Origin of the sequence: Clostridium sp., from assembly GCF_016650095.1 — a bacterium.
Classification (GTDB): Bacteria; Bacillota; Clostridia; order Clostridiales; family Clostridiaceae; genus Clostridium_AD.
Window position 1 is genome coordinate 1 of sequence record NZ_JAENWL010000066.1, and the last position, 12,916, is coordinate 12,916.

Below are 12,916 nucleotides of genomic sequence, written 5' to 3' on the forward strand. Positions count from 1 at the left end.
ACTGTGTGATAAAATTTAATTGACTCATGTGAAATCCTCCCGTATATGTTGGTTTAGTCACTTAACATTATACAAGAGTATTTCTCTTGAGTCTTTATTTTTTTGTTACTCTTCGGTCATTTCATTATACAACTTACCTTAGAAATTAAACATTTAATTATACATTAACAACTACAGTTCCATTTTTAATTACTTTCTCTACAAGGTTTATACCCGTATTATATGGTATAAAATTATAAGAAGGATATTTCAAAATAACAATATCGCCCTTTTTCCCAACGTCTATACTTCCTATGGACTGCGCTCTACCAATTGCAGCAGCACCATTTATTGTTAGAGCTGTTATTGCCTCTGCCATACTCATTTTCATATATATAGTTGCCACTGCGAATACCAAAGGTATTGAATATGTAAAACAACTCCCAGGATTAAAATCTGATGCCAATGCCACAGCGCAGCCACTATCAATCATTTTCCTTGCCTTTGCATATGGCTCACTTAAGCAAAATGCGGTACATGGAAGGAGCGTAGAAATCACTTTTTTCTCTGCCATAGCCTTTATCCCATCATCCGAAGCATGCAATAGATGGTCTGCTGATATTGCCCCCACTTCTGCTGCAAGCTCTGAGCCTCCAAGCGTAACTATTTCATCCGCATGAAGTTTAATTTTAAAACCCATTTCCTTTGCTTTTAAAAGAAGTCTTCGTGATTCCTCTACAGAAAAAACCTTATCTTCACAAAAAACATCACAAAACTCTGCAAGATTTTCTTCCTTAACCACAGGGAGCACATTATTAATAATAAAATCAATATATTCATTATTTTTCCCTTTGTATTCAGGTGGAACCGCATGTGCACCCAAAAATGTAATTGCTAAATCCATAGCATGCTCTTTATTAAGTTTATTCATAACCTTAAGCTGCTTTATTTCCGTATCAAAATCAAGGCCATAACCGCTTTTACCTTCCACCGTTGTTACTCCATGCTTAAGCATATCATTAAGTCTTTCAAAGCCCAACTTATAAAGCTCTTCCTCTGGGGCATTTCTTGTTTCTTTTACTGTATTTTGTATTCCGCCACCCCTCTCCATTATACCCATATAACTATCGCCCCTAAGCCTCCAAGAAAATTCCTCTGCCCTATAGCCACCAAATATAAAATGAGTGTGAGAATCTACAAATCCTGGAAGCACGCATTTATTAGATGCGTCTATAACTTCATAATCCGCTTCACTATAATTTTTTAATATTTCTTCTGTAGTATTAACCGCTTTAATTATACCATTTTCAATTACAACGGCTCCATTTTTAATGGTATGAATGTTTTTCATTTCCTCACCATATTTTGCCTTGCCACCGCTGCAAGTAACCAGTTCAGCAGCATTCTTTATAAGTAAATTCCCTTTTTTCATAAATGCATCCCTCTCAAATATATACTTTTTAAAATTCTTTAATTAATTAAGAAAAGCATAACCCCCTAAAAACTTTTCTATAACTTCTACCCTTTCTAATATCATACACTCTTCATCCATTAAGCGTAGATGCATTGCAACGTCTTTTAGTATTCCTGTTAATTTTACACTTTTTTCATTTGGCAATGCTAATAATATTGAATAAAGCTGACAAGCGAAGAGTTTTTTGAACAATTTAGTAGCTTTCATTGCTTTTCTTGCAGCACCATAGCTAAATTCAACGTGATCTTCTTGATTTCCCTTAGTCGATATTGAATCAGCACTAGCGGGCATGCATTGGCTCTTAATTTCCATAAGTAATGATAAAGATAATTTTCTAAGTCCTTCTATTTCAGGATAGTCGTTTTCTATTATACAAATGCTTTCGTAAGTAAGATTCGACTTATCTGCAATAAGTATATTTATCAAATCAAGGACATATCCTACCTGTGTATTACTGCAATTACAGCCCATTACCGGCTCATAATTCCCTCCTTCAATTTTAAAAAGTAGTGGATTATCACAGGTAATATTATTTTCAAAGTTTATAATATTTGAAATAAAAGTAAGGGAATCACTTATTGCACAATTAACTTTTTCCTTTGCATCAATATAGTATTTTTCATTGTTAATGGTAAAGCCTTCTATTTCGTTTTGAATATCAAATAACTTTTCAATTGAGTAATAAGTAAGCACAGCAATAGCCTGTGTCATAGTTGACCCATTCATTTGCGAAAGAACCTCTTTACACTCAAGTTGAAAGGTGGGTGCTAACCCTACTTCTGTGAAACATGTTTGAGCTTTGCTTCTTATACCCTTATAAAACACCTCTGCTTCTTCTAATCCTGCTACAACCATTGCACTCTGAGCAAGAGGCCCTAGGTCACTTAACCCTGTTGATCCTAATTCTAAAACAACAGGGGAAATCCCTGCATTAAATATATCAAGCATTCTTTGGATCAATTCCGGCCTAACAGCAGAGTACGCTCTACTTAAAACATTTGCCCTAATTAGTAATGCAAGCCTTGTTATATCTGCATTAATTGGTTCCCCCATACCAACTGCATGGGGATAAGGTATTGTTTTGTTCCATTTCAAATGATCCTCTGGTGAGAGGACAGTGTCCTTTAAGTTTCCAAGACCAGTATTTACGCCATATATAACAGGTGCATCTTTTTTTAGCCATCTTTTTATTTGATCCCTTGAAGCTTCACATCTTGATATTGATTCTTTTGTGATGCATACATCTCCAAGTTCACCCCTTAAAATTGATATACTCTCATTTATTGTTAAATGGTATCCATCAATAAAATAATTTCCGATATGCATAAAAACACCCCCTTAATTTAACTTTCCAATAACATTATCAACTGCCAATAGTACCATTCCTTGATTCACAAGTCTATCTGCTTCAACCATATCAGGCACCGCAAATCTATTTTCCCTAGTTACTTCAATATAGTTTCTAAATTCTACTAAAGCAGCTTCTGTTCCTCTCCCAAATTTAAAATCTTTCAATTTATCCTTAGCCAAATCCATACCTTGTGCAGTCATAAGCATCTCAATTGCCAAAACTTTTGTTATTAGATTTATCGCTTCTATTGATTTGAAAGCAGCTGCATATGTTGCGCAGTTATAGTTTTTATTCACAGGGTCTATCATGCAATTGTATGAACTAGGTAATGAAAGTAATTTTAATTCTGCAAGTACTGCAGTAGCTGCGGCTTGTATAACTGGAAACCCATGATTAAATCCAGGATTTTCACCAACCAAGTTCATTGGTAATCCATAGGATAGATGAGAATCATTCAATCTAGAACTTCGTCTCTCACTTATATTACCCAAATCTGCCAAAGCAATCATGACTAAATCTAACGAATATCCAATGATAGGATTAACTTTATAGGAAATATTATTAATTTCTTTATTCAGATTACTCTCAAGCCAATGTATAGTGTCTCGTACACCCCCATGTGTCTGTGGCACTGCTCTTAGGCAAATTGCATCTTGACATCTTGCACCTTTATCTCCGCCAAATGCAATTCTAGCTTTTTCAGTGGTAAATTCACTATCCTCAAGCAATCTTCTGATATTTTCTGCAGAAACAATTTGATTTGGATAAGGTCTGGCTAGTTCATGCAATCTTTTATCAAAAGCACCAGTTTCACCTCTAATAGCTTCTAAATTCATTGCCACACATATATCTGCAGTTTTACATATTTTCTTTGCATCCTTTAACATTAGAATTGATAACGCCGTAGAAACACAGCAAATATTCATCATAAACTGTACTTCATTCTCAGTAAGATTAAAATTGTCCATTTTTAATTCTTTGAGAACTAGCTGCGTTGAACTATATTTTCCCTTATAAAAACAAGTTGTTTTACCTTCCCCAGAAATAATTAAAGCAAGTTCACTCATTGCAGATAATTCATACTTATTCATATCGTGTATACATGGGTATATTTTATAATTGATGAAAGCCACAATTCTTTCAATTAATTCTTCTCTAATTGTATCCGTATATTTTATACTTTCGTTTAGCAAGAGGACTAAACTTGCCATTCCAATTTCCACAGGTAACATTTTGCCATAGCAAGCTGCATGATTTCTTGGTAGTGTATCACGTGTTGCCTGAACTCCTTCAGCATTTACTAAAGTTTTCACATGACTAACTAATTCTTGTTTTGATATCGTAATTTCATATTCATTTCCTTCAAGTAAGGAAATTATAACTTCTAAACTTAAATTTGTTCCATCCAAACACAGTATATTTTTCACAACTAGACCCCCTGCCATACTTTTTTATTTTTAGTTTTGATATCTTTTATCTTTTAGAGAACTTATAACTCTCTCTTGATTTGCTGGCATTGTAGTTATATTTACATCCATCGCATTGTTTATGGCATTTATAACTGCCGGTGCTACTCCATTTGTCGAAATCTCTCCAACACTCTTTGCACCAAAAGGTCCATTTTCTTCTCCATTTTCAATCAAAATCACTTTAACATCTGGCATGTCTGGAGAGTTTATAACATGATACTTACTAAATCTATCTGATTTTATATTGCCATTTTTATCTATATTAAGGTCTTCAGTAAGCGCATAACCTATGCCCATTTGTACAGCTCCATGAATTTGTCCTTCAACAAAAGTTCTGTTTATAGCTTGCCCAATATCATGTACTGCGAGGAAATCAGTGACCTTTACCATTCCCGTTAAAGTGTCAACCGTGACCTCGGCAAAATCAGCTGCATAAGCTCCTGGATTAGCCGGTGATTTGTAAGTATATATAGTAGATATATCTTCACTAAATTTAAGTTCAGTTTGCGTTGCTATTTCCCCATAAGATAGTCTGTCTCCACTGTTACTACATACATAACCATCGTTTATATACACATCTTCCTGTTTTAATCCAAGTAGATTAGAACCAAAACAAATAAGCTTTTGTTTTATTATTTCAGCTCCATTTTTTACTGCGGCCCCACAAACGTAGGTAACTCTGCTTGCTTGACTTCCGGCACTGTCATATGGAGTTAGCATAGTGTCTGCCTCGAAGACTCTTATTTTTTTAATATCCATATCAAGAACCTCTGCGGCTATCTGCATCATTGTAGTTACAGTACCACAGCCAAGATCATGAATCGACTGTTTTAAAAGAAGGCCACCGTCTGTATCAATAGATAAGCTAACAGATGTAAAGTCAGGATATGCTCCCTTATACCCATTCCCATGAGTTACGCAAGCCATTCCTACGCCTTTTCTATATCTTCCTGTATCCTTTTTCCTATCAAACCTTTCCCTAAAAGCAAATGCTTCTGCCCCTTTTATAACACAATCTAAAATTCGAGAATCTCCAAGAGCAGTACCCCCTGTAGGATCTTTATCATAAGGATGGACTAAATTATTCAAATATATATCTATTGGATTCATATTGAGTTTTCTTGCCACATTATTCATATTAATTTCTGTTATTGCATGAATTTGTGGCGACCCATAACCCCTTGCAGGCCCTCCGATAGGAGTATTAGTGTAAACTACTCTTCCTCTATATTTTTGATTATATATCCTATATAATCTGAAAGCTTTTTTACCCATAGCCATACATACAGCTTCAGCATTTGTAAAATATGCTCCTGTATCTATGAGCACATCTATATCTCTGCCAATTATTACTCCGGTACTACTTACAGCAGTTTTTATATTTCCAACTACATTATGCCTTGTCCTTGTTGCTATAATACTTTGAGTCCTATCAAGAAGTAACTTTACTGGTCTTCCGGTTACTAGTGATGTATATGCACATATTTGTTCAAGAATAGGATGAGTTTTTCCACCAAAGGAACCCCCCATAGGTGTCTTAATAACCCGTATTTTATTCTTTGGAATACCAATTGCATCGGATGTCACAAGCTGAACCTGAAAAACTTCCTGACAAGGTGAGTATATTGTTACATTTTTAAATTCATCTATTGTTGATATGCATACATGAGGCTCCATTGCCGCATGATGTATCTTAGGTGTAATGACGGTATCTTCAATTATAAAATCTGCATTTTTTAAAGCATCTTCAGTATCCCCGCACTCTATTACTTTTTCAGTTATAAGATTACCATGTTCATGAATTTTCTCAGAATCTTCTTTAAGTGCATCAAATGGATTTATAACTGGTGTAAGCTTTTCATATTTAACCTTTATAAGTGCGCAAGCTTTTCTTGCTGTTTCATAATCCTCAGCAAAAACAGCAGCTACTTTGTCCCCTACGAATCTTACTTTATTTGTAAACATAAGCTCATCTTTTACAGTAGTAAGTCCTTCAAACCATTTGTGAGAATTAAAATAATCATGTGGTGTGTTTTCATATGTTAGTATCTTTACTACACCAGGAAGCTTTTCTGCTTCACAAACATCTATGCTAATAACAATTCCATGAGCAATATCTGAAAGTAAAAGGCTCCCATAAATCATATGGGGGAAAACCATATCCCCTACATATTTAATTTTACCTGTAACTTTTTCATAAGCATCAACCATTGGAACTTTCTTACCAATATATCTATAATCCTTATTCAACTTTATCACCTCTTATTTTTGGAAATAGCATATAAAAAACCTCTTCACCAAGGCCTACTATAGCTTCTCTCTTATATGGCAGGGATGCTCTTCCCGGTATTGCATTCTCTACTTCGGAAACTAAGCACTCCTTGAATTTTTTAAGAAGCTCAATTGAAGGCACCTCATGTAAAAGTATTTTCTCACAGTTTTTAAGACGAAAAGCAATAGGCCCTAAACTTCCTACAGATACAACAACAGCTTCAATTATATCGCTATAATTTACACAAGCTGATAGGTTCAATTTCGAAATAGTCACCCTGCTCCTTGAACCTATTTTTGAGAAGGCACTCAGATAAGTCTTCCTTAAAGGAATAATGATTTCTATAATAGCTTCATCCCTTTTAAGCTTTTTAAGGATTTTTTCAATTTCTTTTATAGCTATTTGACCTTTTCCATTTATTATTTTTATTTTTGCATCAAGTGCTATAAGAGCCGGTATAGAATCCGCTGCCGGTGCTGCATTAGCTACATTCCCTGCAAGTGTTGCCACATTTCTAATTTGTGTTGAGCCCACATTTGATGAGGCCAGACTCAATGCTTTTGCATATTTATTAATTGTATCATTTTCAGCAATTTCAGTAAAAGTAGAATTAGCTCCTATTTTTATTAAGTCATCTTCTATTTTTATATAATTAAATTCTTTAATGCCTTTGACATCTACAATTGTTCCAATAAGAAGTGGATTATTACGCATTTCTATTACAAAATCTGTACCACCACTTATCAAGTAAGTATCTTTATTTGCGCATTTTAGACATTCTACTAATTCATTTATATTACAAGGAGTTTTAACTATAATGTTATTCATACTATCCCTCCTTTACCTCACTATTTTTTATAGCTTCTTTTACTGCTTCCACAATTTTTACATAACCTGTGCACCTGCATAAATTACCTTCTGTTGCTATCCTTATCTCATCATCTGATGGATCAGGGTTCTTCATGAGAAGAGCCTTTGATGACATAAGCATTCCAGGTGTACAAAACCCACACTGCACTGCCCCTTTTTCTATAAATGCCTTTTGTAATTCATCAAGTTCTCCGTCTTTTTCAAGACCCTCAACTGTAATTATTTCGCACCCTCTTGCCTGAACAGCAAGTAGCATACAAGAATTAATTGCCTTACCGTTCATGATAACAGTGCAAGCACCACACTCACCCTCACTGCAGCCTTCTTTCGTTCCTTTAAGTTTTAAATCTTCTCTTATAACATCTATTAGTCTTTTAGATGGATCTACGTCCACACTATAATGCATCTCATTTACTTTTAATTCTAGTATCATTTACATTCCTCCTAAAACAATAATTAATTATATTCTACACAAGTACCGTCAAAAGATAGTCAGAACGTGAAATATTAATTATATATAAACTAATAAAACTTGCAGCGTTTACCTGCAAGTCCAAAATTAATTAAATTACTTTAGATCTCTATTGCTTTATTAACAGAATTCATGAGTTTCCCATTTTTTAAGATTTCATATGCCTTTTGAATGTCTACTGTTAGATTTCTATCAACGCTGTAGAATGGTATTTCACTTCTTAAAGCTTCATAAGCTGCTTTGCTTCCTTTACCTAAAGAAATATCAGTCCTTAAATCTATGGCTTGTGTCGCATGCATTGCTTCCATACCTAAGATATAATACATATTATCTACAATTCTCCTAGTTTTCTGAACTACATATGGTGAATTATTTGCATGATCCTCAATATCTCCAGCTACTGAAAAATAATCAGCCGTAGCAGGGTTTGATAGATGTCTTATTTCGGTATCTAATGAAGTAAATGCCTTTTGTATAGTCCCAAAACAGATCACATTGTTAGCTGGTGCTAAAAACCTTGAGAGATTTGTAAAATCAGGAGTACTAAGCTTTATTGTTCTATGGCATGATATTTTGGACATATGACTTAGAGCTATTCCTAACATTTCAAATCCTAGTACCCAGTTTGTTACTTCAAAATTTGAGCAAGAAACGATTCTTCTTTCATCTAATAACACACATGGACTATCATCTGAAGAGTTTATATGTATAGTAAGATATTTTTTAACATACTCAAGTGCATCTCTAATTGCTCCATGAATATGAGCAGTACCTCTAAAACTAAGTGGATCCTGTACTGGTTTTTTCCAATCCGCTTGATAAATCGTACTTCCTTCTAGATACTGGCTTATTTTTTTTGCGCTGTAAGCCTGTCCATGAAAAGGTCTTGCTTCATGAGTTTTTGGATCAAGGGGAGATGTATTTCCATTAAGCCCTTCAAGGCTCATTGCATATACCATATCAGCAGTATCAAGAAGATTTTCAACTTCTTTAATTACCAATGCTCCTTCTCCTGCAGCTAGTGCATTAGAGCTTACTATTGCAAGTCCATCCTTTGGTCCTAAAATTGCTTCTTCAATACCAGCTTTTTTAAGTGCTTCTGACGCATCCATAAGTTCTCCATCGTAATATGCTTCTCCTTCTCCTATCATACAAAGGCCTATATGAGACATACAGCTAATGTCAGCTTCTCCGACCGACCCTCGCTCGGGTACCACTGGTGTAACCTTTTTATTTAACATTTCCGCATACTTATAAGCTATAGCAGGTTGTATACCCGTATATCCATTTAAGAGTCCATTAAGCCTCACAAGCATGATAGCTCTCACTTCCGAAACGCTTGCATTAGGTCCTACTGCAACACAATGAGCACGAATGAGATTTGTATTGTACTGGTTAAAAAATTCCTTCATAACTTTCTTGTCTTTGTTCCAACCAACGCCTGTGTTAAATCCATAAACAGGTACATCACTGTCTACCAAATCAAAAACAAGCTGCCTTGAATCTTCAAGAACCTTTTTTGCTTCTTCATTTATTTCAATACTATATCCCTTAACTGACACATTATAAATATCCTGAATGCTTAAATCTTTCCCTGTAAGTAATAATGCATTTTCCATTTCCTCACCTCATTATATTATTTTAATAATTACTATATTAGATAAATTGTAAACATTTCCATAAATAATTATATACTTTACATTCCTTTTAAACAGTTATATATTATTACTAAAGAATCAATGAGTAATGTTATTTTTTTAATATTCTAAATGTTTAAAAAGTTTCTTCTACAAAACCCTATCACAATTGAGTCAAAAAAAGGTCAAAATTAAAATCTAATTTTTGTAGGTGATTATAATGATAATATATGTTAAACTCCTTGGAACACCATATGTAAGAGTGGATAATATACAAATATATTTTCCTTTTAAGAAAGCAGAAGCCCTTTTTTATTACATTTTAATAAACAAAACGGCATCAAGAGATACACTTATAAACCTTTTTTGGTCGGAATTTGATAACTCCACAGCAAAAAAAGATCTTAGGAATGCATTTTATTCTATAAAAAAAATAATTAATTGTAATGTTTTCATATCACCAAAGCGTGAAATAATAACAGTTAATCCGGAAATTCATTTTGTTTGTGATATCTTTGATTTTATGGATAATAACAAAGCTTCTCTAACCTCGTATAATGGTGATTTTTTAGAAGGCTTTAATGTTAAAAATGCTGGAGGATTTGAAGAATGGCTTTTACAAACCAGAGAATATTATAGAGATGTTTATACTAATAGTCTTCACAAAGCTGTGATATGTAATATGCTAGGCGGCAATGATACCATTGCCATTGAATACTGCAAAAAACTAATTAATTTAAATGACTTTGATGAAGAAGCCTATAGAAATCTTATGAAAATTTTTTCAAAGCTTGGGAAGTATGACAAAGCAGAAATTGTATATAACGATTTGTCTAAAATACTAAAAAAAGAACTTTCAGTCTCTCCTAATGAAAAAACCACAGAACTTTATATGTGCATATTAAGAAAGAAATCTCTAATCTCATCATCTAAAAGAAGTTCTATAAGTTTTTTTTATAAAAAAGATAAAGAAACTAACATGTTAAGTACATATTTAAATGATTTTTTAGATAACACTTCATCTAAATCTATCATCATAAAAGGACAGGCTGGTATAGGAAAAAGCAGATTTATATATGAATTTCTAAATACACTTGAAGATGATAAAATCACCATATTTAAGACTCAATGTTACCAGTCAGATGTGTGTTATTTTTTAAAGCCATGGAACAGTATATTTGAACAAATATACAAATATATATCTGAAAATAATATAATAATACCACCCAGATTTAATAATATTACTTCATATTTTTTCCCTTTTTTAGATTTAGGAAACTGTAATGAAACTGAGGTAGGCACATTTCTACAAGGCAGTAGCAATGAAACAAACTATCTGGCTGTGGAGAATGCACTATCCGGTATTTTAAATATTATAAGTGACGGCAAGAAATTTATTTTATATTTTGACGATATACAATGGATTGATAACATAAGCCTTAGTATACTCAAAAATTTAATACTACGAAATGATTCAATACTATTCATAATGAATATAAGAAATGGGTACAACATCGAACTTGATAAATTTATTACGTTTCTAAAATTTCACGACCACATTCATGAAATTGAACTTATGGCACTAACACGCTTAGAGACCCTTGATTTTTCAAGTAATTATTTTAAGTATCATGATTTTTCTGAATATCATAAAAATATCCTATATAATAAAACGGAGGGAAATATTTTTTTTCTAATAGAATTATTAAACAGCCTAAAAAATAATGGGAAGCTCGATGAGCTTCCTCCAAAAGTTATGGATATTCTAAAAACAAGGCTTTTTGACATATCAGAAGATGAAAGAAAAACACTTAATATACTCTCTATATTTTTTGATGTGGCAAGTCTTGAAGAAATTCAATACGTTTATAAAGGTGATTATCTTAACCTACTTGATATCTTAAGTAGCCTTGTAAAAAAGAATTATATAAAAGAAGTTAAAAAAGATTGTATTTATTACTGCTTTACTCAGGAGATGATGGCACTTTTCGTATATAGTGAACTTACCGAATCTCAGAGAGTGTTTTACCATGGTTTAATAGCAGAGATGCTTGAAACAGCTTTAGTGGATGATATTAAAGACTGTGACTTATACCCAAAACTTGTTTACCACTATGATAAAAGCGATAACAAGATTAAATCGTTAGAATACAAATTAAAGAATTTTAGCACATGTCTTCAATCTTCTCACGAAGTATTCCCTATTTTATGTAATAGAGATATACTTTTAAATGAATTTACTTTTTTTTCTGCGCAACAATTAAGTAAAGAGTTTGCAATTATAAGGCATGCTATTGAGATTCTCAAAAGTGGGGATAGATATAAAAGTAGTGAAATAGCGACAATAGATATGCAGTTTTCTTATATTCTTGCAAGAGATTATATAAGAAAAGGCAATTATACTAAAGGACTCAAAATAGTGTTCTCTCTCATAGATGCATCAATAATGCTAAATGATTATAAGTTTACATTGAGCTGCTACAAAATAATTATCTATTACTGCATAAACGCTTGCGACAAAACAATGATGAAAGACTACATTGATAAGGCAATGGATATTGCAAACTGCTATAATCTTAAAGAAGAGCTATCAGTACTACTCCGCCTTAAAGGTTATTCTCATATTATGTTAGAGGAATATAATATGGCTGAGAAGACATTAAATCAATCTATCCATATTTTTTCAAATATAGATAGCAAAAATAACTTTTCCCTTAATATAGCTGCTGCATACAATTATATTGGAGAAAGCAAAAGGCTTCAGAAAAAATATTATGAAGCTATTGGTTATTATGATAAAGCCATAGAAGTATTGAAAGCTCCTGAAACTATACTTGGTCTGCCTATATTCTATACAAATGCAGGATTGTGTTTTTACAAAGTGAATGATTACGATCACTCTAAAAAATATATTCTAACTGCACTGAGGCTGTATTCTAAGATTGATTGTATTTGGCAAAGATGCACTGCTTATTGTGTATATGCACTACTTATGATAGTAGAAGATGATAGAGCATCCGCAATAACAAATTATAAAAAAGCCTGTAAATACAATAATATGATGAAAAATCCATCAGATGAGGAAATTCTAAATAAATTAAAAGAACTACTAGGGCAATAATATGCCTTAATATAAACTATGAATTTTAAAATAATATTAACTAAAGGGGTGAATTCATGAAAAAAGTACTTACTACCTGTGGGTATTGTGGGTGTGGATGTAATTATTATTTAAATGTTGAGAACAATGAAGTAACAGGTGTTACTCCTAAAAATAATGATATTGTTAGTAAAGGAAAACTTTGTGTTAAAGGTTGGCAAGGATATAGTTTTGTTAGCCATAATGACAGGTTAAAACATCCCTTAATTAAAAATCAAGAAGGAATTTTCGA

Annotated in this window: 9 protein-coding genes; 2 read left to right on the forward strand and 7 right to left on the reverse strand. The window is 32.9% G+C overall.

Going from position 1 to position 12,916, the window contains the following annotated elements; translation table 11 throughout:
• Window positions 1-157: 157 nt before the first annotated feature.
• The 7 genes from hutI to JJE11_RS06090 form a co-directional block, all read right to left on the reverse strand.
• The gene (gene hutI / locus JJE11_RS06060; protein WP_291633626.1) at window positions 158-1,411 is read right to left on the reverse strand and encodes an imidazolonepropionase; all 1,254 of its coding nucleotides are present in this window, start codon (window positions 1,409-1,411) and stop codon (window positions 158-160) included.
• A gap of 42 nt (window positions 1,412-1,453) precedes the next feature.
• Entirely contained in the window at window positions 1,454-2,779 is a 1,326-nt protein-coding gene (locus tag JJE11_RS06065; protein WP_291633628.1) for an aromatic amino acid lyase, read from the reverse strand.
• A 12-nt stretch (window positions 2,780-2,791) separates the two neighbouring features.
• Window positions 2,792-4,231, reverse strand: a complete 1,440-nt coding sequence (locus tag JJE11_RS06070; protein WP_291633630.1) for an aromatic amino acid ammonia-lyase — start codon at window positions 4,229-4,231, stop codon at window positions 2,792-2,794.
• A gap of 30 nt (window positions 4,232-4,261) precedes the next feature.
• On the reverse strand, window positions 4,262-6,523 hold the full coding sequence (locus JJE11_RS06075; RefSeq protein ID WP_291633631.1) for a molybdopterin cofactor-binding domain-containing protein: 2,262 nt from the start codon (window positions 6,521-6,523) through the stop codon (window positions 4,262-4,264).
• A complete protein-coding gene (locus tag JJE11_RS06080; protein ID WP_291633633.1) occupies window positions 6,516-7,373 on the reverse strand; it encodes an FAD binding domain-containing protein in 858 nt (285 codons plus the stop codon). The genes JJE11_RS06075 and JJE11_RS06080 overlap by 8 nt, the downstream gene beginning before the upstream one ends.
• A 1-nt stretch (window position 7,374) precedes the next feature.
• A complete protein-coding gene (locus tag JJE11_RS06085) occupies window positions 7,375-7,848 on the reverse strand; it encodes a (2Fe-2S)-binding protein (protein ID WP_291633635.1) in 474 nt (157 codons plus the stop codon).
• Between the two features lie 140 nt (window positions 7,849-7,988).
• Entirely contained in the window at window positions 7,989-9,506 is a 1,518-nt protein-coding gene (locus JJE11_RS06090; protein ID WP_291633637.1) for a histidine ammonia-lyase, read from the reverse strand.
• 238 nt (window positions 9,507-9,744) lie between these two features.
• On the opposite strand from JJE11_RS06090, the gene JJE11_RS06095 reads away from it, so the two are divergent.
• Both JJE11_RS06095 and JJE11_RS06100 read left to right on the forward strand, forming a co-directional pair.
• The gene (locus tag JJE11_RS06095) at window positions 9,745-12,645 is read left to right on the forward strand and encodes a BTAD domain-containing putative transcriptional regulator (protein ID WP_291633639.1); all 2,901 of its coding nucleotides are present in this window, start codon (window positions 9,745-9,747) and stop codon (window positions 12,643-12,645) included.
• Window positions 12,646-12,701: 56 nt separating this feature from the next.
• A partial coding sequence (locus tag JJE11_RS06100; protein ID WP_366927912.1) for a hypothetical protein occupies window positions 12,702-12,916 on the forward strand: 215 nt, incomplete at its 3' end.

Excerpts from the sequence above, each read along its gene's own strand:
- JJE11_RS06065 (WP_291633628.1), bottom strand. The coding sequence starts at position 2,779 with ATGCATATCGGAAATTATTTTATTGATGGATACCATTTAACAATAAAT.
- JJE11_RS06080 (WP_291633633.1), bottom strand. The coding sequence starts at position 7,373 with ATGAATAACATTATAGTTAAAACTCCTTGTAATATAAATGAATTAGTA.
- JJE11_RS06085 (WP_291633635.1), bottom strand. The coding sequence starts at position 7,848 with ATGATACTAGAATTAAAAGTAAATGAGATGCATTATAGTGTGGACGTA.
- JJE11_RS06090 (WP_291633637.1), bottom strand. The coding sequence starts at position 9,506 with ATGGAAAATGCATTATTACTTACAGGGAAAGATTTAAGCATTCAGGAT.
- JJE11_RS06095 (WP_291633639.1), top strand. The coding sequence starts at position 9,745 with ATGATAATATATGTTAAACTCCTTGGAACACCATATGTAAGAGTGGAT.
- hutI (WP_291633626.1), bottom strand. The coding sequence starts at position 1,411 with ATGAAAAAAGGGAATTTACTTATAAAGAATGCTGCTGAACTGGTTACT.